Below are 21,812 nucleotides of genomic sequence, written 5' to 3'. Positions count from 1 at the left end.
GTCCCTCGTCTTGCTCTTTAGCTTAGCTTTAAAGCTCTACAGCAGAAGTACGTGCGCGTACAATAACTTCGTCCGCGCTAACCTCACGTCCAAGCTCCTCTGACATATAAATGCCTTCGCTAATGAGCATCGTATTCAGCGCGATTTCCGCTGTTGGCAGTAGTGGCACTCTGCCTTGCAGAGCTGCGATCCAGTGATGCTGAGATGAGCTGTAGGCATCCTCATTCTCATATAAGCGATTCCTGCGCAGGTCCATCATATCAAGGTCCAGCGTACTGTCCATATCCATATCACAAACCGTGTTATGGAAGCTGAAGGACTGAGCCCCCGGTCCTGTCTGCTCGTTCGGCAAGCGTACGCCACCCTTGGAACCGGCGATACTGCTGCCCTCGAAGCCGCCAAGATGAACAGCCCACGCCTCTACGATATCAAGCGTCAAACCACCGTTGAACCGAATCAAGCCTGTAGCCAGCTCCTCTACATCAAAGCCGCTTTGTTCCCTTCTCTCTTGCAGCATATCCGTCTCTTGATAAACTTTCCCTGAAATTCTTTCAACCTGCGGGTTGCCTAATAAATAGAGCAGCTGTGCAATGTGATAGACGCCCATGTCGAGCAGCGCGCCGCCTGCCGCTGTTTCCTTGCGCGTAAAATAAGGCGTGCCATAACCATCAACAAACGGTCGATTTCTTCGGCGAAAGCCTGACGAGCGGGCATGGTACAGCTTGCCCAGCATTCCGCCATCAATTAATGTTTTGGCAGCTTTCGTATCTTTACCATATAACGTGTAGAGCTGCACATGCAATTGTTTTCCACATAACTTCGCAGCATCGACCATAGCCTTGCCATCTGAATAGGTTCCTGCAATCGGCTTCTCACAATAGACATGCAGGCCCGCCTGCAGCGCTGCGATCGTTACCGGTGCATGGAAATTGTTGTGCAGGCACACGTCGACCGCGTCCAAGTCATCACGCTTCAGCAGCTCTCTAAAATCAGAGTAGGCATGAGGGATATCATAATGCTCGGCAACTCGTTTAGCTTCTGCTTCATTTAAGTCGCATACAGCAACAAGCTCAGCGCCAGCGATATTTTTATATTTTTCGATATGCATTTTTCCAATTTGTCCTACGCCTATAATGCCAATTCGTATTTTATTCATAGTGCTGAGCCCCTCTGCCTGATTGTTGATCTGCCTCGATCAGAAGCTTCTTCACCTTCGTAATAAGCAGCTCCGTTTCTACGTATTGATTTTTTGGCGCATTATATTCTACTCCCCAATATCCCTTGTATCCTGATTCTTGCAGCATATGGATCGTCTCCAAAGCATGAGTACCGTCAGCAGTTTCTTCGTCAAAATGGGTATGGTACGCCCAAGGTGCAACGATGCTGTCTCCTTCTGCTTGATTCTCCTTCCACCGGCCTAAATGAACAAGAAAACCAAAGGCTGGATGATCAACTGCCTCTGCGAGACGCTTCATCTCATTCGGATTTAATGACGCTCCCATATGGTTCTCTGGTCCAATTAGAAAGCCATGGTCAGCCGCATACTCAGAAAACTCCTGGTATCTTTTTACCGTATATTCAAATTGCTCGTCGCTCATTGCTTCCCAGTCCTCGTAGCTGCCTCCCGTATCAATACGGACGGTTTCCGCACCTAAAATAACGGAAGCTTTCAAATGAAGGAGAGCATTATCATACAAATGCTGTCTCATTTCCTTGTCTGGGTCCCACAAATGAGCACCGTCGATCGCAAAATTAACGACCCGCATTTCTTTTTCATCGAGCGCCTCACGTATTTTGCGAATATAGCTTTCCTCGGCCAGCTTCATAATAGGCTTGCTGCTGCGATCTATAAAAAAGCCATTCCACAAATCGACCACATCCATCCGATACCGGAATTTTACCGTTTCCAAATATCCGAAAATATCCATTTTTCCTTCTAAATACGTGTTGTTGAATGAATAACCTCCGATTGAAATGTTCATTGATTGGTCCTCCTATAAATGAATAGATTTGCGAGCATACCCCCATTATAAACCTCGTTCAAAAAAGACCATGGTGCACTTTCTTCTTATAGTGGGGTAAATTTCTACTATTTCCTTCTTAAAAGAAGGAGAATTGGATTTAGGTGGTAATTTGCCTATCTTTACAAATTCGATATAATTTCTAAATATTGGGATGATAATTGATTGTTATGATCAGGTAGAAATAAACGATTCGTTACAAAATGTATTGATCTAGCGCTGCCTGGGAGGGATCAAGCCAACCGTATATACTGACCGAGTATGCCTTGGATTGTATTAATAAAAAAAATACCCATTTGAGAAAGGTGACCCAATTCCATGCAAATGAAAAAAGCAATGGCAATCTCGATGATCGCAGCAGCAATTAGCGCTTCAGCAGTTACTCCGGTATTCGCACAAACCGCTTCAGTAAAGCAAGCTGCTCAAATTAGCACAGCAAGCTTTCTAGTAAATGCTAATCCAGTAACCGTTCGTACCGTTGTAGACGGCGGCGTTACACTCGCATCTGTACGGGACATGACAAACGCGATCGGCGCGACTCTTCACATCAACAGCGATCATACGGTAGTTGTAAAGTTTGGCGACAAAACGCTAAAGCTAAAAATCGCTGCAAAAACAATGAACATAAACGGTGTTGCAACTGCACTTCAGCATCCAGCTATTGAAGTGGCTTACTCCACTTTCATCGAGCCTACTGCATTCGTTGAGGCACTTGGCGGCACTTACGAAGACAACAACATACATACGGTTCAATTGCTTGATAGCGCTGAGCATGCAATCTGGGTTAACTCCAAACAGCTTATCGTATCGAACACGGCTGGCGAAGGCCGCGAAGATTTCTTAGTTGATGCTGTTACTGGAAAATATGAGCTGCTTCTAGCATCCTCTGACACTTCCGATCTTATTTTGTCTCCTGATGGCAAAAGTGTAGCTTACTCCGATGCAAACGGTGCGGTATTCACAATCGATCTGAGCACAAAACAAGCGAAACAAGTAAGTACGGACAACTCGATCAAAAATGAGCTTCAATGGTCGAAAGACGGTTCTTCCATCTTCTTCTTACAAGGCGACAAAAGCTCTGTCATCGCTAAGCTTGCTATAGCTGATGGTAAAGTATCCAAAGTATTGGAAGATAAAGTAGATTACAAGGCAAACCTTGAAGTATCTGCAGACGGCACTAAATTCGCTTTCTACGTCTTCAAGCAGCCGAAAGTAACGGCAGATAGCAGCAAAGATGTTGAGCTTGATGATGTTGCTATTGATGCAACAGGAACTGAGCCGCAAATCTACTTCTATAATTCTACAGTTGGCGATAATAAACCTGTACAGCTTACAAAAGAAGCTACGGATAAAGTTTTCCTTAAGCTGGCAGCAGACGGCTCCAAAGTAAGCTATGTTAGCGTAAGTTCAGACGAAGCAAGCGTTGGTCAGCTCGTAACGGTGGACAATACAGGCAAAGCAAGCACGCCTCTCTTCGCTGACAAAGACGTTTACCAATTAGTTCAAGGCGGAAGCAAGCTCTATCTGCTTACAGCTGACGGAAACAGCACTAACGCAATCTACGAGATTGACAGTGCTACAGGTACGAACAAACTTGTGCAAACCGTATCGGACAGCGCAACAGAATTAGTCGTATCGGACAGCTCCGATTTCGCAGCACTTATTGATGGTCAATTGGCAGTATCCGTTCAAGGCAAATGGAAAAACATCACAAACTAATTAATGGAGGTCATTCCTAATGAAATGGTTTAAACAATTAACAATCGCAGCGCTTATCGCTGTTATCGGCTTCAGTTCCGTTCCTGCATCAACACCTACGGCTACCGCAGCTAGCAAGCTTAGCGGCAAAATTGTCATCAACGGCTCCTCTGCTCTTCTGCCGTTGACACTTCAAGCATCAAGCGAGTTCAAAAAATTGAATCCAAAAGTAAAAATCTCAGCTTCCGCAGCTGGATCGATTACTGGACCGCAAGCTGTACGCAAAGGCATCGCAGACATCGGAGCAGTTGACTGGGATGCATCCAAAGATGTTCCAGGCTTCAAAAAATTCGAAGGCCAAGTTGCACATAAAGTAGCTATCATTCCTTTCGCAGCTGTTGTTAACAAAAACGTAACTGCAACAAACCTAACGACTAAAGACTTGCAAGGCATCTTCTCCGGTAAAATCAAAAACTGGAAAGAAGTTGGCGGCAAGGATGCTGATATCATCGTTGTAAACCGTACTTTCGGTTCCGGTACTCGTGTTAACTTCCAAGACAAAGCACTTGATGGAACAGATTTCATGAGCAAAGGCGACAACTACAAAGAAGTAAAAACAAGCGGCGACATGAAGTCCGCAATTGAAACAACACCAAACGCTATTGGTTACATGGACCTTGCTTATGTAACAGACAAAATGACTGCTGTAAAAATCAACAACATCGAACCAACTGAAGCTAACGTTATTAACGGGAAATACAATGTATGGGGCTATGGCTACTATATGACAAAAGGCGAGCCAACTGGCGCTACAAAGGAATTTATTAAATACGTACAAAGCACAAAATTCCAAAATGGTTCGCTTAAAAAGCTTAAATTCATTCCGATCTCAGCTATTAAATAGTTAAAAACAAGAGGAGCGGTCGGCTTGCGCACAAGAGCGCTTAAGTCGATCGTTCTTTTCTTTAACCGCATGAATCGTTATCCCCATTTATATTTTATTGCGAAACAGCTTAGCTGCTCCAGAAACAGCTAGGGCGGGTTTCGCACAGAGGAGCCTATAATTTATGTTGGAGTCCACTCATGCTGCAAGGCAGCCGCGTCTCTCTTCTGAGCTCGGCAGCGCGATCTTGACTGGCAGCAGCAAGCCGTTTGACCGGAGATCGCGCTTGTTTTTCACGAATCGTATGTTTCGTTACTTGTGCATAGCAGCAGCCGGTTTTGTTTGCCTCATCCTCTTACTCATTTTGCTGCTTATGTTCCGTACCGGCGTTTTGACATTCGGCAACATCTCACTAGCAGATTTTTTCTTTTCCACGGAATGGAATCCCGAAAATGAGCAATACGGCGCGCTTATTTTCATATTCGGCACCTTTGCCCTAACCGCTTTGACGCTATTAATCTGCGTCCCTATTTCCTTAATCATTGCAGTATTTCTGTCTGTCTTTGTACCGCCGTGGCTTAAAAACATGCTGCGTCCGGTTCTTGACCTGCTCGTCGGAATTCCGTCCGTCGTTTATGGCTATTTGGGGTTGACCGTGCTTATTCCTCTGATTCGAAATGTTACCGGAAGCGGAATGGGCGACGGCCTGCTTGCGGCAGCGCTTGTGCTTACAATTATGGTTCTACCTACTGTAAGCCGTATAAGTGATGACGCGATTAGCGCTGTACCAGCTAAATTCAGCGACGCTTCCTATGCGTTAGGCGCTACTCGTTTCCAAACCGTATGGAGAGTATTGCTTCCTTCGGCCAAAAGCGGAATCATGTATGCCGTCATTCTCGGTATGGCGCGTGCTGTCGGCGAGACGATGGCTGTCGTTATGGTTATTGGCAATACGCCTCAACTGGCAGACAGCTTGCTCAAGCCTACCTCCGTTCTTACGAGCAACATCGTTATGCAAATTTCGAATGTTCCTTTTGATTCCACTTGGAACTATGCGCTCTACTTAATGGGCTTCTTGCTCCTCGTTATTTCGCTGCTTATGATCGTTGCCATTCGCTGGCTTCAAAGAAAGGGGTCGCAAGTATGAAACAAGCTTTAGATATGAACCCATTAGCAAACCCCTTTAGCAGCAAAAAAGGACTTAACCGCTTTAAAGACCGTCTGTTTACAGGTGTTGTTTGGTCGTTAGGCATTTTAATCATCGCTTTTATATTTGGCCTTCTTTTTCTAATTCTGCAGGACGGTCTTCCAAAAATAACATGGGATTTCATATTCGGCTTGCCGAGCGAAATTGAAGAAGGCGGCGGTATCGGCCCTACTCTTCTTAACTCCTTCTACATCTTATTTATCTCTTTGCTCATCTCTATTCCGCTCGGAATGGCAGCTGGCATTTATTTGGCCGAATTTGCGCCTGACAATAAGCTAATCGGCTTCGTACGCATTTGCGTGGAAGGACTCGCTTCCGTGCCGTCTATCATTTTCGGCTTATTCGGTATCGCTCTATTCGTTGAATATTTCGAGATTGGCTTGACCATCCTTGGCGGTGCAGTCAGTCTAGCTTTTCTTAACTTGCCTGTACTAACCCGCGTAACAGAGGAGTCCATTCGCGCTGTACCGAAAGAGCTGAAGAGCGCTTCCTTTGCACTTGGCGGCACGCACTTGCAGACTATTACTCGTGCACTTATTCCGGCTGCGCTTAACGGTATCATTACAGGGATCTGCCTAGTTGCTGGTCGCGCATTCGGCGAAAGCGCCGTAATCATCCTAACTGCTGGAGTTACGACATCCGGTGAAATGTGGGATTTCAGTCTCTTCTCGCCAGGTGCTACACTTGCCGTTCATCTGTGGTATGTACAATCCGAAGCCATCGTTGGCGACGCTCAGGAGATTGCTCAAAAAGCGGCAGCCGTGCTCATATTCGTTGTCCTGCTGATCAACTTAGTGTTCCGTATCCCGCTTTGGCTGAATTCCCGCCGTATGAAACGCTCTTAGAAAACTAAGCGACTCAAGCTAAAACGCCTTCGGCGTCCTTTGGAAGCTGAAGCAGCTTTGACGGAGAAATATAAGCCTTCTATAAATATCAAACTTATAAATTCTTATATTTAAACAAATAAGTGATCGAGCCACTCCAGTCTTAGCCCTCCCCCGGCCTAGGCTGGAGTTTCTTATTTGGAAAATTACTGTAAAAAAGGTTACTATCCGCAAAGCCATACGCTATAATTAATGAGTATGCACATGACTAGACATAAGGCGGTGCTGCCACAATGGCGAACTTACCTAAGCTTACTATTGCAAAATCAAATCTTGAAAGATGGCATGATAGAATATCGGTTCTACTCCTGCTCTCGTCCGTCATCTATTTGATTGTAAAATGGCCTGATCTTCCGCAAACGATTGCCATTCACTTTAACGGGAGCGGCGAGGCTGACGGATGGGGAAGCAAAGCAGCACTCGTCATTTTACCGATAATCTCATTCCTATTATTTGCTGGGCTTGCGCTTTTACGCAAAATCCCTCATCAATTCAATTACATGACCACGATTACGGAGCAAAATGCCCCTTACCAATACAAGAGCTCCATCCACCTGCTAAGCTGGGTCAAGCTTGAAATTGTAGCATTATTCACTTATGTGCAATGGGCTGCCATTCAAGTAGCTTCCGGAGGCGTCTCTTCGCTTGGCGTATGGCTGCTTCCTGTGATCCTCGTCATTCTTATTGGTACGATTGTCTTTTATGTAATGAAATCAAAAAAATAAACCTGCTGCGGCGTTCTACCATATTGTAGTTTCCATCTGGATAACTTTTTCTGATAGAATGAATAACACAGGCTATCTATCGGAGGTTAAGATTTTGGACTACATTATATTGGATATTGAATTTAACGGACGAAAATTTGCAAGCGAATTACCTATGGAGGTTATTGAAATTGGCGCGGTTCGTCTCAATAGTTCACTTGAACAGGTAGATGAATTTTCCGCATTGATCAAACCGATTTATTTCTCCAAGCTGAACAGCTTCATTAAGAAAAAAACAGGCATTCCACAGGAAGACATCGACGTAGCAAGCCGTTTTCCGAAAGTAATAGGGGATTTCACCGCATGGCTCAAAAAAAGCGACTCCTTCCTGCTGTTCACTTGGGGCGGCGAGGATTTGAAGAGAATCGTCTATGATACGCGCATGCATAAGCTCGATGACAGCTTCTGGATGGCTGCCGATTATTTCGACCTCTTGAAGGGTTACATTCGCTATAAGAACGTAACGAACGATGTCAGCGTCGAAGCTGCGCTCATTGATCTTGAAATCACAGCTGAAGGCTCAGCGCACCGGGCACTCGACGATGCTCGTATGACAGCTGAGGTATTCCGCAAAATTTTTGGCGAGCTGGATTTCGAGCTTAAGCAGCAGTTCAAGGATATGTACACGAATGCAAAGGAACGCAGAATGGTTAAAAACGCGATTCGCTCTATGAACGCGCAAAAGATCGTTCCACAATGGGAAGTTTTCGCGGAACGTTATTTAGCAGGCAAAGCCTCATTCGAGGATGTAAGAAAAGTGACGGAGCTTCAGCAGTATTTTGACGCAGAACTCGAGAAGGCTGGGAAAACTTCAGCTGGACAAGCCGGATAGCCGCAAGAGCTGTTATGTTTGATCATAAATATAATAAAGCCCCCTGATCCTTCCATCGCAGATGCTGCAATTGGACTCAGGGGGTTTATAAGTATGGGAGAAATTACAACGATGAACCGCAGCACCAAGTCTTTAGCCACTTATGAATTGTTATATATCATTGGTATTATCGCTATATCCTTTTCTTCCATTTTCGTTCGTTGGTCAAATGCTGACGTTGCCGTCATCGCCATGTACAGGCTTTATCTAACTAACCTGATCATGCTGCCGCTCGTCTTTAAATACCGCACGGAAATGTTCCAGCTCAGTGCCAAGCAGTGGAGGCTGCTCACCCTCTCCGGCGTCATGCTCGGGCTGCACTTCTTATTATGGATGGCTTCTCTGCGGCTGACCACGGTCGCAAGCTCTACCGTTATTTTGACATTGGAGCCTGTTATGGTTATGCTCGGCTCCTACTGGCTGTTCCATATTAAAGCAAATCGCATGATGCTGTGGGGGATGGGGATCGCGCTGATCGGCTCCATCGTTATTGCATCGGGAGACTTTTCCCTCTCAAGGGATGCGTTGATCGGCGACGTTCTGTCCTTTCTAGGTGCAGCTGCTGTTGCTGTTCATATGATGATCGGCAAGGAATTGCGTAAGGATATGAGTGCATTTACTTATAATTTCTGGGTATTCGCGCTTGCTGCGACTTCACTCGCCGTCTACAATCTCGTTCGCGGCAATTCCTTTACAGGCTACAGTCCGCAGGAATGGGGCATTTTCTTGCTGCTCGCGATCGTACCGACGCTGTTCGGGCATTACTTGTTCAATTGGCTGCTGAAGCATATGAGCGCAGCAGCCGTATCCATGGCTGTTCTTGGTGAACCCGTCATCGCCTCCTTGCTCGCTTGGGCTCTGTTAAAGGAAGCATTGACAGCTTATCAAATGGCAGCCGGCGTACTTATCTTGTTCGGCGTGTGGCTATTCATACGTCATGGCAAGGAGTAGAAGCTAAGAGCTGCAGCAATTATCGAATTTTAAAAATAGATTAGATCCTCATAATACAAACAACGGCAGATCTGGACGAGAAAATAAGTCCTGACTGCCGCTGTTTTATTAGGCTGTAGTGCTCCGTTAACTTAACCATAAGAAAGCTTGCTTCCAAAGCCAAACAGCTCCTTTTTCAGCTCAACTATCCTGCCCTTCTTTCTGAACAATCCCCTACAAATGCATGGTAATTGCACTATAAATCAATAATAATCCCATGAATATATTGAACTTTTTCTCATGTGCAGCGAGAAACTTTTGAAATAATGCACCAAAAACAGCCCAGCAGGATGTGGCTACCAGTCCTACAAAGGCAAGGAACATCGAAAACAATAATAAGCTTATATTTGATTTGTAAAATGGCATGATGAACGTCGAAATCGCTGTAATCCCGTATAATATCACCTTAAAATTAACGAACTGCAGCAGCATGCCCGATAAGAATGAATTCAGCTTCCCATGATCATGATTATCTCCATCACTACGGCGTGGTTTACTCTTCATTATTTTAAATGCAAGATAAGTCATATACAGGCTTCCTAAGATATTCATGACAAATTTCATTTTAGGAACGAAGCTATATAATAGCAGATTGAAATAACAACATAAGAGCATTAATAGTAAGAAACCAGTTGCTACACCAAACAGAAAACGAATAGACTTCTTCATTCCATATCGGCTCGCATTAGACATCGCCATGATGTTATTTGGCCCTGGCGTAAATGTATTCACAATAACATAAATCAAAAAAGGAGCTAAAGCCATGATTTAAATCCGCCTCTCGTGTGCTATACTTGAACAAGATGTACTCTTTAACGCATGTACGTTATGATTATACATTATGGACGCTATATCGCACAATCGAGGAGGCTAATTATTTTGGAAGACATCAATTATGTACTTGCCAATAACCTAAAACACCTGCGGGAGCTACAAAAACTTAGTCTTGATAAGGTAGCAGAAATGACAGGGGTCAGCAAAACGATGTTAGGACAAATCGAACGCGGCGAATCCAACCCTACTATTGGAACCGTTTGGAAAATAGCTAATGGTTTAAAAGTTTCATTCACTTCCCTCATTAACGAGCCGCAATCCGATACAGTCATCGTTCGCAAAAATGAAATACAAACTCTAACAGAAGATAACGGTAGATTTCTGCTTTATCCGTTTTTCCCCTTTGAAGAAGGCAGACGATTTGAAATGTATTCCGTTGATATGGAAATAGGCGCTTATTTGAGCTCTGAATCACATAGAGAAGGTACACAGGAGTTTTTAACCGTGTTTAATGGCGAGCTTACCGTTCGTGTAAATAATGAAGAATATACAGTGAAAACGGGCGATTCCATACGTTTTACAGCAGACACGCCCCATGTCTATCACAATTCAGGTGATTGTATTGTGAAAATCAGTATGGTCATTTATTATCCGTCTTAACAAAAGGCTGTTCCAAAAGTAGAATACTTTACTTTTGGAACAGCCTCTTTTGTTATAATCAACTATTGGTTGCTGAAAGGAAATTGCCAAATCATTGTAGTAAGTCGTTTTCATCGGTTGGTCATTTTATAAAAAAAACATTATTTTTCCATAAGGAAAATCAATTTGCTGCCCCAGCTTCTTCCTGTTACGGTTGAATAGTACAGTAAATTCATAGGTTTTATTGCTCTTATTTTAATTAGGGAGGTTATCATATGCTGCTTTCCAAAATATTGCCGAAGACTGCTCAGATGCACCCAACAAAAAATGCAATGAGGGATAAGAATGGAACCCTTACTTATGATCAGTTATTTAATAAGGTTAACCGTGTCGCTCAAGGATTTCATGATCTTGCAATCAAGCCAGGTGATCGAATTGCACTAATTAGTTCCCCATCACCGTACCTCGCTATTGCCGAACTTGCTGCGGTTGCCATTGGCGCCATTCCTGTAACGATTTTTCCCGGGTTAGCCGCAAATGAAATAAAAAATATTGTACAAGATGCTGCTCCCACTGCGCTCGTCTACAGCTCCGAACAATCTCAGCTATTAGAATCCTTATCTTCACTGCCAATTGCGCATTTCATTTCATGCACCTTAGATCAGTCCCCCCTATCATTGCAATCTTTTATGGTTCATTGTCCCGCTCTCGTGGATTGGCATGAAGCTGAACCAGATGATGTGGCGCTTATTATTTATACAGGCGGTACGACGGGACGATCCAAAGGCGTCATGCATTCTCATCGCCATATTCGCAATTGGTCCTTTATGAACCTTGAGAGGGGCGGCGGGCATAACACCTCTAAAAAATCGATCGTGATGAATCAAGCCCATTTAACCGGCCAGTTTGTTTTGTGGACGACCTTATTTGAAGGCGGCTGCCTTATTTATCCGAATGAGTATCCCGTTCGAGCTGAAGAAATCGTAGATATCATAGAACGAGAGCAAATTAGGTTTTTGGGTACTGTGGGGCTATTATTTCGAGATATTGTCCTTATGGAAAATATCAAATCCCGCAGCCTGCAATCTATCGAAGGCATCTCTTGCGGCGGCGCTCCCATCAGCGAAAATGTATTTCATCAAGCGTTAACTATTTTTCCGAATGCACAAATTACCGAAGTCTATTCCCAAACAGAAAGCGGACAATTTATTAGTTTTTTAAACATAAACCAATGTTTCCATGAAGGAAAGCTAAATCGATTAGTATCCGTTGGCAATCCAGCCAATTTGCCATATTGGGGGCAACAAGCATTTCAAATTCGTATTATTAACGAGCATGGCCAAGATGTTAAACAAGGAGAAACTGGCGAAATTATATGCAAAGGAGAGCAAATCATGCTTGGCTACTGGAATAATCCAGTGGAAACAAACCATGCCCTGCAGGACGGGTGGCTCTATACGGGTGACTTAGGCAGGTTTGATGAGGACGGTTATTTGTATCTCATGGATCGAAAGAAAGATATTATTATTATTGACGGTGCAAATGTTTACTGCTCAGAAGTAGAGGAGGCACTTAGCAAGCATCCGTCAATTCGTGAGGTTGCTGTAGTTGGAACGCCCTTATTAGTGGATGGCGAAGAAGTAACTGCGGTGGTGTCCCTTAAGGGCGATGCAGAGCTGACTTTAACTGATCTAAAAATATTTTGCCATGAGCAGATTGCTCCATTTAAAATTCCAACGCGATTGGAAATCGTTGCTTCTCTCCCAAGAACCTCTGTCGGGAAGCTGAACAAGGCGGAGCTGAAGAAACCGTATTGGCTCGGCAGAACACGTATGATCAATTAATGCTTATCTCATTAATTATTTTGGATGCTTAACGTGGTGAAAGCCCTTCAATTCGGTATTTTTTCTCCCAATCCGCATATTCACTCGATTCGATCCTAATGATTTTTGTTTGGGAATGATCAATAAATTCATATTCAGATTGCTCATTAGATTTTTTCAGAGCCAGATGTTCTTTCATAAACGCTGCGGCTTCTTCATCAACGACCAAGCCGTCCATTTCATCCTCAGATACGATCCTTAATGGCACTTCATGTTCAATTCGAATAGGCTTTTCTTTTTCTCTATAGGTGATAGCAACAATGATAGTCTTCTCTCCGCATGTTACTGGGCTTGTCGTAAATAGTTCAACGAACATGTTATTTATTATCATCGGATTGGATACGACGATCTCCTGAATATCCGTCTCCTCATATCCACTCAAATTGTGCAGCCGATGAATGCCGCTTGGCAGCGTAAGCTGCACACGAACATCATCCGTATTACTAATTGGAGAAAGCTGAAGCCATAGATGGTTCATGCCCTCTTCATTTTCCATAACGGATTTTGTGAATCTTGTTTTGATCATCACTTCACTTCTCCCTTCAGCATTTGAGAGATCGTCTCTACCATTTTCACTCGGAGTTCCGCCGATATACGTGGACTTATCGAAAGAATGACGTCTTCATTAATGACATGGGTATCGTTGGTTAGCATTTTTTTGGAGCGATACAGCTGAAGATTCTCGCCTATTTTGGAAATCTCATCTATAGAGACCTCCTTCAGCTTTTCTTGGATAGCAGCCAGCGTTTCTCCGCTATGGACTAACGTGAGAATCGCACGAAAGTAACTAACATGGTTGCTCGTATAAACTCTTTTGTTCCCCACAAGCTCTAACGGGGGAACGATCCCGATCTGGGTATAATACCTAACGGTTCTCAAATTCATCTCAGGATCTTCCTGCTGGAGAATCTCCGCAACTTGTTTCGCTGTGAATGTGTCCATCGTTTCACCTCTTTTCTCAATATTGACAACCAACCATTTACAGTTCGCTGTATTAGTTACAGTATACTGTAACTATAGTCATGATGTAAAGATATTGATTGCTCTACTCGGCAATACAACAACGCAAAAAAAGCCGGGTCTCCAGAAGGAGAAACCCGGCTTTTGTCTGTTTCAGCAACTACATCATGTTAGACATAATGATTTGCTATCTTTCTAAACCTTACATTGAAGAAATGCTTATTTCCCTAAAAGCTTATAGATGACCTGTGCACTTTCTGCACGTGTCATTTTCCCCTTAGGCACAAATGTTTCGTTTGCTCTGCCTTGAATCAGCCCTAGCTTAGCAGCCGCCGCAACCGATGCTTCCGCCCATTTGCTAATTTGGCTGCGGTCTGTGAATGTTGTTTCCTCTGCCGCCGAAGCTGCAGCCGCTCCCTTTCTAACCTCATACGCTCGCATGATCATGACAGCCATTTCCTCGCGGCTTATCGTTTCATTTGGCGCAAACGCCGAAGTACTGCGGCCTTTTATAATGCCCAGCTTGCTCGCTGTCGCCACATAAGCGGAATACCATTTGCCCGCTTCTACATCGCTATAGCTTGCCGTGCCTTCTACTTTCACTCCAAGAGCACGGATAAGCATAGCTGCAAATTCTGCTCTCGTTACGTTAGCTTGCGGTGCAAATTGCTTCTCATTAATGCCCGAAACAATGTGCTTCGCAGCCAGTGATTTAATCGCTGCGTTAGCCCAGTGACTCGCTGGCACATCCGTAAATGATTTATCATACTCAAGAACCGCATATTTGCTGAAATGGAATACCTCCGCCGTAATCATCTCGCCCTTAAGCGTGCCACCGATGTATTCCAGCTTGCCAGCATCACTCACATAATAGATACCAATGATGTCTTGGTTTGCGTTCGGGTTGAGCTGGAAGCTGAGTAGGATCGGCTTCGCAAACTTCGTAATCGGAATCACTTTTCCAGCCTTCGTTACGATGCTTAAGTTGAAATCATAAACCAGAGATCCCGCTTTCAGCTTAACTTGAACATCCTGGGTTCGACCAACCAAAGCGTCCGCATCTGCTGTCTTCAACGGTTTTGCCTCAAATATGATACGAGCCCCATCCGCTTCACTCACAGACACAAGTCCTTTAATAGAAGCCAATAGTTCATTTGACAGCGTCATTGTAATGCCAGCTGCCTTCAGCTCCAAGCTATTGCCTGCCAGCACTGCTGCTGCATCAAGCGGCAATTGTACCGAATGTTTTCCATCGGTTATTTGCACCGAAACTTTACCATCCTTGCCGCTGCGCAAGGTGTCATTATCAATCACTTGGACGTCTGCTGGCTGAGGTGTACTCGGCGTCGTAGGTGTTGGAACATTATCCGCAACCTCACTCAAAATAACCGTTCCGCCTTCGTTTCTCCCCGGCACTTCAACCGTCACCTGTCCATTATCCTTCACCGTATAAAGTGTTCCACTGTACTCATCCTTTGCCTTAGCTCCAGCTGCGAAAGGAACTTCCAGCGTAACCTGCTTGCTCTCCACGGCTGTGTTAATGATCGTTACAATATTTACGCCGTTAAATTGTTTATTAAATGCTAAATAGGCTAGTGTATCCGATCCAGCAAGCTTGGTGCGCAAGCCTTTGGAATAAACCTTCGAGAACTTCGCCCGAATATTGAGCAGCTTCTCGTAATGATCATGCAGCGCTTGTTCTGCTGTCAACTGATCCCATGGCATATCTGAACGGTTTTCGCTTAACAAGCCTGCTTTCAAGTCACGAGCATTAGGGCCTGAGCGGCCAAGCTCCTCGCCGTAATAAATGACGGGCTGGCCTTTCGCCGTGATTTGAAGAGCTGCTGCGATTTTCAGCTTGCCTTTGTCTCCTTTCACAAACTCAGACAGGAATCCATCCTCATCGTGGCTGCTTAGGAACTGCCCCATCATTGCTGTGTTATCCAACTTCGTTTCCCGGTCTGCCAGATAAGCATCGACAGCATCAATCTTCCCATCTGTAAAATCTTTGGCTCTGTCATTAAAGCTAAAATCGAGCAAGCTGTCCATTTGGCCGCTGCGCAGCATGCCGCCGTCACCGTCGATTGAAGCGCCAAAATTTTCACCGATCAGCTTGAAGCTTGGATCGATAGTCGTCAACGCATTTTTGAACGCTTTCCACGTTGTACTCTCTACATGCTTCACTGTATCCACGCGGAAGAAATCAATCGTATCGCCGCGATCCGTTCTAGCACGCTCGAGCCAGCCTGCTTGCCTTTCAATTATTTTCTCACGAACGGCTGGGTCCTCTGTCTTGAAGTCCGGCAAACCATCCAGTTCTCCTTCAATTGGATTGGTGCTGGCTTGAACGCCATTTGTTCTGAGCATCCCTTCAAAGCGAGCTTTGTCCTCCGGCGTAATGCCTGGACGGTTATCCTCAGCTTTTAAGCCGTAGCCGGTATGGTTAAGCACCACGTCGACCATAATCTTGATGCCCTTGTCGTGAGCTTTGTTAATTAGTTCCTTAAACGTATCCATATCACCAAGATGCTCATCAAGCTTCGTGAAATCTTTTGCCCAGTAGCCATGATAGCCGTACTGCTTGGTGTTAAAATCTACGCCTTTGTTGAAATCGATATTATCGACAATCGGAGTGATCCACAGCGTATTAATGCCCAGCTCCTGCAAATAATCCAGCTTGTCGATCATGCCTTGGAAATCGCCGCCGTGATAAGCTTCAAGGTGATCTTTATCTACATCTGCATTATTGCTCGAATCCCCATCCGCAAACCGATCAGTTAGCGCGAAATAGATACGTGCCTCATCCCAATCAAAGTCGAGATTGCCAGCAAAGGTTCTTGCTTTTACCGTTATTGTGGCTGTATGGGTGTGCTTGTTGCCGTACTCATCATACAGTGTAATCGGTATTTCCTTGATTCCTGCAGTCACGGTATCCTTTACGGCAATCGTTTGAGCGAGCAGCTTCGTATCGAAATACACCTTCGCTGGTCCTCCTACTGCCGTTAAGTCCATAAAACCTTCTGTAAACGCCACCTCTTCCGAAGCTGAAGTCTGTACCTTGAGCACCGCACCTTCATTATAGGAAATCGCGGTTGGATTAAAGGATGATGTCACCGTCACAGCAGGCGTTCGATAAGTAAATACTGATTTTTCATTCATTGTATTTGTAGGATCGTTGATTTCATATGCTTCTTCACCCTTCTGCTTTACAACGAAGCTATACTCATATGCCCCTACTTCTAAATTAGCAAGCGTGTAAGTAAACAGCTCCTTCGCAGAATCATAGATCATATCATATTCCTTGCCGCCTACCTTCACCTTAACTCCGGTTAGATTACTCGAACGTCCGTTTTTGAATAAGTAATCATCCCGATAGAGGAAGGTAATGCCTCCATCCTTAAGAACAGGTCCCTTTATAGTTGGTAATATATCCAGCTGATTAACCATACTCGTTATATTTACCTTCGTAAAAACGGTACCCGGCGAGATCGGAATAAAGCGATCATCTGGAATATCCTGCTTCGCAGTGTCCCAATCCGTTCCTTTACGGAGCACAAATCCTAAATTAACTGTTTCAGGTGAAAGCTCCACCATCGCAGTGGCAACGCCATTCTGGGTTTTCCCAAAATTGATTTGGTCCTTTTGCAGATCATTGTTCCAAACCCACATATTCCAATCGCCATATTTCTTGTCAGGACGAATGTAATTGATTTGGACAAAACGCTTCGTCATATCGGTTGATGCTTCTACTACTGCGCTTGTAGATATTCCGTTATATTTGGCTGTAATCGTTGCTTTGCCCGCACCGACCGCCTTTACAACGCCGTTTGGTCTCACGATAGCAATTCTCGGCTTATCCGAAGAATAAACAACGCCGCTCGTTACTTTTTTCTTGGTGCCGTCGCTGTATTTGGCATACACTACTGTTTGGTGCGTCGTTCCTATCTCAAGTGGATAACTCACATTGTCCAGCACTAGCTCCTTAAGATCAGGCGCTGCCGCTTCCATCTTAATAATGACTGCGGTCAACGGCTCAAGCGTAATCGAGCTCGCCGTCAGCTCAAAGCCGGACGGCACAGAAACCGCTGAAATCCCCGCTTCATCATTATCTACAAGCACTGTGCCTGCAGTTAAATCCTCTGATAACGTAAGCGTTCTTGCTGTACGATCAGCATTCATAAATACATAATAATTGCCGGTGCCATCTGTTGCTTTATTTTTGTAGCCGATCACAAGATCGTTATCTTTCATTTCCTTCGCAGGAATGAGCGTTACATTGGAATCAACTAGGTCCTTTTCGCCTAAACGGAAGGCATCCGTATGTTTCCGAAGTTCAATTAATCCTGATGTGTACTCCTTCGTTACATGATTGACTGGATATTGCTCAGCATTCGTCGCCTTCTGCCAGTCAAATTTATTGATTGCATCGGAGGAATCATAGGAATCATGAATGAAATAACCAAATGAGGTTCCAGCTGCATCTTTCAGCTCGTGGTATTTCTGCTCCGGCACTCCTGCCCCAAGCCACTGCTTCGTTCTGCCATATTCTTGACCAGCATGAAGGAAAGCCGTACCTTGAGAGGTTAGAATGAGCAAATTGCCAAGACGTATCCGTTTATGAATTTCCAGATCATTAGCCGCTATAGCCGGATCTTTCTTAATCGACTGGGCAATAACATCATACAGCGGCAAGTTGTCATGAGCTTCAATATACTGAACCATGTCACCCGGGTCATCAGCAGGCGTGTTGCTTGGCTGCCCCTTGATATTATTCAGGATCGTAGCCACGCTTCTTGCTCCACCTGTTATAAATCTTGGTTCGCCCTCCGAGCCGAAACCGGATTTTAATTCATTACGAATCTCATCGGAGAAAACGCCTACGCTGTCTGTTTTATCCATCCATTTTTGGTCTGCGCCTTTGCCCTTCAAAGCAGGATCAGAAGCATCGCCCCCGAACGTTACCCAGCCTTCACCGATAAACAAGGCATTCGGATTAATACTCGCTGCTGCATCGTAAGCATTCTGTACGGAATCATACGTAGCGTCGCCCATCATATCCCAGCGCATGCCGTCGATTTTGTATTCATCAAACCAGTACTTAACCGAATCAACCATTAGCTTCTCCGCCATTTTGTGAGAGGTAGCAAGGTTGTTGCCGAATCCGCCGATATTGTTGCCATTTGCATCTTGGAATGCGTAATAATTAGGTACGATATCGTTTAAGAAGCTTGCTTTGGCCATATGGGTGTAGACGACATCAAGAACGACTCCCATACCTTCATCATGAATCGCATCAATGAGTCCTTTTAATTCCTTTACTCTCAGCTCGGGATCTGCCGCATCCTCCGAATAAGCGCCATCCGGCGAGAAGTAGCTATGCGGATCATACCCCCAGTTGTATTCGTTGTTTTGTGCAGAGTATTCCAGTTCTCTTGTTCCCATCTGAGCTTCGTCGCCATAATACCAAGCCATAACTGGAAGCAGCTGAATATGCGTAACGCCTAATGATTTAATATAAGACAGCTTATCCTTGAACGCGTTATAAGAGCCCCATCTCGCATTAAAATCATCAGCTACGGATGGATCGGACGTAAAGTCTCTAATATGCGCCTCCCAAATAATCGCGTCCTCTCGTTTCTCATAGCCGTCAATTTTGGCAAAATCATAGTCTGCGGCAGGATTAGTTGCACCTAGATCAACGATTGCCGCTTTGCCAACTGCATCGCCATCTGGACCGGTTTCACCTTTCGTATTCACTCTAAACTCCGCCATCGATTTCGCGTACGGGTCGAGTACTTGTTTCGTAACCCCATCATTCGTCACTTCATATTGATAAAAATACCCCTTCAGATCGGTTATGCCTTGACCTGTAAGATCAGTTGGCGCGATAGCTGCCGTCCAAACGCCTTTGTCGCCTTTCGTCAAACTGGCACTGCCAACTAGCTTAGTGGAATCGGCTTTATCATAGACATTTGCTACGACTGAGCTTGCTTTTGGCGCCCATAGCTTCAGAACCACGCTGCCAGAATGATAGCTCGCCCCAAGATCATTACCTTCGTAGTTGTAAAGCTCATCAAGCATTCTCCAGCCTGAAGTCGCGGATACGGTTTTACCTTGGTAAGTTACGTTCAGCGGCGTTTGATCCAGCTGAATGTTTGCCGAGACCATTGCTGTTTTTTTATCAGCGTTTAACACCACTTGATTAATCGATACAGCTGTACCGTTCTTATCCGTAATTGTAATGGCATTCTTCAATTCCTCTGCTGCGAGACCGTCGGTCATCGTGAATCCGAGAAGGAGCTTACTTTCGGATAAAATCTCTGCGGACTCAAGGGCTGTAGGCAGTTCCCAGTAAGGGGACACGTATACATTATTATCTCCCTTCTTGATCCAGAGCTGATTGTAACGATCTACAAGACTGAAGGAGCGATTGCCACCGTCCTTATCCGCATCGCCCAAGGTGCGATTAACGACAATAAAACTAATTTTTTTTGCGTTCTCTTGAAGCGGAATATCGACATAGCTGCCATAACGGTCGACCTGTTCCTCTGTAAAAGCGGATGCGCCCGTTGGCCAGTCTGTTGAAGGAGTCGCCACCTGATCCCACAGCCATAAACCGTAAGCACTCTGTTTTTTGTCGTCTCTCACATAGTGAATACGAACGGTATTAGCTGGGAGCTCTACCGGCTCGAAATAAGATACTTTATCGGCGTTCTCCTTAATCCAAATTTCATTTACTGCAGGGGAGCTTATGGATACCGTTTTATCGCCGCCATCCTTAGCTCCATCTAATCGATTAACAATAAGGAAGCCCACTTTTTTGGCATTCGCAGCTAGTGGAATATCAACATAGGCACCATAGCTGTCTCTCTTATCTGCTGGAAACGCTATTGCGCCAAGCGGCCAGCCCGTTGAAGGAGCGGCAACCTGATCCCATGTCCATATTCCTTGATTCTCATAAAGAGCATCTGCCCGATTGTAATGAATGCGCAGATGGTTAGCCGGAATCGGATCGAGGTTCGGGTCAACCGGATCTGGACTCGGACTCGGGTCAACTGGTGCTTTGAAATCTGCTGATACTACTTCTGTATTCGCGTTATATTTAAACGTTACTGGAAGATCGGCAGGAAGACTAAGCAATTGATCATCCTTTGGATACGTCTGGTCATCCCAAGTCGATCCAAGCACGATTTTGAATTTGTAATCCCCTTTGGGTACATCTTTCGTTATCGTGTAGACGCCATCCAGATCGGTATCAGTCAAAATAGATAGCGCCGATTCTGGTGCCCAGTTACTTGGTTCCCCTAGCGGAACCTGCAGTGTCCCAACAATCCGAGGCAGCTTGTCGCTGGCTACCTGGGTGTAATAGGTAGAATCCGCAATTTTATGTGTATCGTGGTTATAATAAAAAGTCACTTCTTTCTCTTCGGAGAGTGTCAGCTTAATATTGCCGCCGCTATCCACACCGCTTGGATTCGTGTAATTGCCAAAGCCATAGCTTTCCAACCAGCCTCCATTTAGAGCTACTTTATATTCATATGTGCCTGCTGGCAGCGTAGCCTTAAACGTATAATAACCGCTGCCGCTCTCGCTCATCTTGGTTACCTCGGCTTTGGGGTCCCAATTCTCGCTGTTACCGAGCCCCTTCTGCAAGTCGCCGACAAGAACAACCTGAGTTGGCGCCGCGGCGTTCGTATGTAGCGGTATTGCGCCCACTATCGACCAGATCATAGCTGCAATAAGCATGATAGACATCATTTTCTTTCGTTTTAAAGCAAAGCCCATTTGGATGAACCTCCTCAAATTATGATCATTGCACCTTTCAATCATCAACTCGCACCGTTCCGTCTACACCAAAGTTCGTTAACACAACACCCCCTGACTTCTGTCTAAACAGCTATAGATTTTATGCAAGCGTTTGCACAAATAACATAATTAATGCAAACTTTTTAACCGCATCTTCTACAACAGCTATTCCAGTCATAAAAGTGCAATGAAAGCGTTTGCTGATTCCCATATTAATACTCAAAATAAAGCGCTGTCAATTGTTTTTCTCACCTTTTACCTATTTCGACACGTAAATTCACCTTTTTCTCTTGAAATGACAACGTTTGCACAAAATGTTGCACAACCTTCTTTTCTCATCCCCTCTCTCTATGCAGCACTTTGTTCCGTGCCATTTATGGCATACATAGGGATTTTCCTATACAATTCATAGTAATAAACTTTTAAAAAAGC

The 21,812-nt window shown here is 44.8% G+C and carries 15 protein-coding genes; 9 read left to right on the top strand and 6 right to left on the bottom strand.

Annotation, left to right across the window (positions count from 1 at the left end; all coding sequences use genetic code 11):
• Nucleotides 1-28: 28 nt before the first annotated feature.
• Both BK120_RS17645 and BK120_RS17640 read right to left on the bottom strand, forming a co-directional pair.
• Nucleotides 29-1,156: a Gfo/Idh/MocA family protein gene (locus BK120_RS17645; RefSeq protein WP_076268802.1), complete on the bottom strand. Its 1,128-nt coding sequence runs from the start codon at nucleotides 1,154-1,156 to the stop codon at nucleotides 29-31.
• Nucleotides 1,149-1,982 carry a sugar phosphate isomerase/epimerase family protein gene (locus tag BK120_RS17640; RefSeq protein ID WP_076268801.1) on the bottom strand — a complete coding sequence of 278 codons (834 nt, stop codon included), beginning with the start codon at nucleotides 1,980-1,982 and terminating at the stop codon, nucleotides 1,149-1,151. The genes BK120_RS17645 and BK120_RS17640 overlap by 8 nt, the downstream gene beginning before the upstream one ends.
• Before the next feature lie 357 nt (nucleotides 1,983-2,339).
• On the opposite strand from BK120_RS17640, the gene BK120_RS17635 reads away from it, so the two are divergent.
• The 7 genes from BK120_RS17635 (at nucleotide 2,340) to BK120_RS17605 (ending at nucleotide 9,279) form a co-directional block, all read left to right on the top strand.
• Complete coding sequence (locus BK120_RS17635) at nucleotides 2,340-3,740, top strand: stalk domain-containing protein (RefSeq protein WP_076268800.1); 1,401 nt, start codon at nucleotides 2,340-2,342, stop codon at nucleotides 3,738-3,740.
• Nucleotides 3,741-3,759: 19 nt separating this feature from the next.
• Nucleotides 3,760-4,623 carry a phosphate ABC transporter substrate-binding protein gene (locus BK120_RS17630; protein ID WP_076268799.1) on the top strand — a complete coding sequence of 288 codons (864 nt, stop codon included), beginning with the start codon at nucleotides 3,760-3,762 and terminating at the stop codon, nucleotides 4,621-4,623.
• A 163-nt stretch (nucleotides 4,624-4,786) separates the two neighbouring features.
• On the top strand, nucleotides 4,787-5,749 hold the full coding sequence (gene pstC / locus BK120_RS17625) for a phosphate ABC transporter permease subunit PstC (RefSeq protein WP_076268798.1): 963 nt from the start codon (nucleotides 4,787-4,789) through the stop codon (nucleotides 5,747-5,749).
• Between the two features lie 14 nt (nucleotides 5,750-5,763).
• On the top strand, nucleotides 5,764-6,654 hold the full coding sequence (pstA, locus tag BK120_RS17620; protein WP_076268891.1) for a phosphate ABC transporter permease PstA: 891 nt from the start codon (nucleotides 5,764-5,766) through the stop codon (nucleotides 6,652-6,654).
• A gap of 272 nt (nucleotides 6,655-6,926) precedes the next feature.
• Complete coding sequence (locus BK120_RS17615; protein ID WP_076268797.1) at nucleotides 6,927-7,418, top strand: DUF1648 domain-containing protein; 492 nt, start codon at nucleotides 6,927-6,929, stop codon at nucleotides 7,416-7,418.
• A 94-nt stretch (nucleotides 7,419-7,512) separates the two neighbouring features.
• Complete coding sequence (locus tag BK120_RS17610; RefSeq protein WP_076268796.1) at nucleotides 7,513-8,289, top strand: 3'-5' exonuclease; 777 nt, start codon at nucleotides 7,513-7,515, stop codon at nucleotides 8,287-8,289.
• Nucleotides 8,290-8,400: 111 nt separating this feature from the next.
• Nucleotides 8,401-9,279, top strand: coding sequence for a DMT family transporter (locus tag BK120_RS17605; RefSeq protein WP_076268890.1), 879 nt, complete (start codon nucleotides 8,401-8,403; stop codon nucleotides 9,277-9,279).
• A gap of 213 nt (nucleotides 9,280-9,492) precedes the next feature.
• Here BK120_RS17605 and BK120_RS17600 read toward each other — a convergent pair whose 3' ends face one another.
• Nucleotides 9,493-10,083 carry a LysE family transporter gene (locus BK120_RS17600; protein ID WP_076268795.1) on the bottom strand — a complete coding sequence of 197 codons (591 nt, stop codon included), beginning with the start codon at nucleotides 10,081-10,083 and terminating at the stop codon, nucleotides 9,493-9,495.
• Between the two features lie 114 nt (nucleotides 10,084-10,197).
• Here BK120_RS17600 and BK120_RS17595 point away from each other — a divergent pair, with 114 nt between their 5' ends.
• Together BK120_RS17595 and BK120_RS17590 are read left to right on the top strand one after the other, a co-directional pair.
• A complete protein-coding gene (locus tag BK120_RS17595; RefSeq protein WP_076268794.1) occupies nucleotides 10,198-10,752 on the top strand; it encodes a helix-turn-helix domain-containing protein in 555 nt (184 codons plus the stop codon).
• Between the two features lie 254 nt (nucleotides 10,753-11,006).
• A complete protein-coding gene (locus BK120_RS17590; RefSeq protein ID WP_076268793.1) occupies nucleotides 11,007-12,575 on the top strand; it encodes a class I adenylate-forming enzyme family protein in 1,569 nt (522 codons plus the stop codon).
• 28 nt (nucleotides 12,576-12,603) lie between these two features.
• Here BK120_RS17590 and BK120_RS17585 read toward each other — a convergent pair whose 3' ends face one another.
• From BK120_RS17585 to BK120_RS17575, 3 genes are all read right to left on the bottom strand, one after another.
• Entirely contained in the window at nucleotides 12,604-13,140 is a 537-nt protein-coding gene (locus tag BK120_RS17585; protein ID WP_076268792.1) for a hypothetical protein, read from the bottom strand.
• Nucleotides 13,140-13,556, bottom strand: a complete 417-nt coding sequence (locus tag BK120_RS17580) for a MerR family transcriptional regulator (RefSeq protein WP_076268791.1) — start codon at nucleotides 13,554-13,556, stop codon at nucleotides 13,140-13,142. The genes BK120_RS17585 and BK120_RS17580 overlap by 1 nt, the downstream gene beginning before the upstream one ends.
• A 237-nt stretch (nucleotides 13,557-13,793) precedes the next feature.
• The gene (locus BK120_RS17575; RefSeq protein WP_076268790.1) at nucleotides 13,794-21,359 is read right to left on the bottom strand and encodes a pullulanase; all 7,566 of its coding nucleotides are present in this window, start codon (nucleotides 21,357-21,359) and stop codon (nucleotides 13,794-13,796) included.
• Between the last annotated feature and the right edge of the window lie 453 nt (nucleotides 21,360-21,812).

Source organism: Paenibacillus sp. FSL A5-0031, from assembly GCF_001956295.1.
Classification (GTDB): Bacteria; Bacillota; Bacilli; order Paenibacillales; family Paenibacillaceae; genus Pristimantibacillus.
The sequence above is the reverse complement of the archived record's forward strand: the minus strand, read 5'-3'. Positions and strand labels throughout refer to the sequence as shown.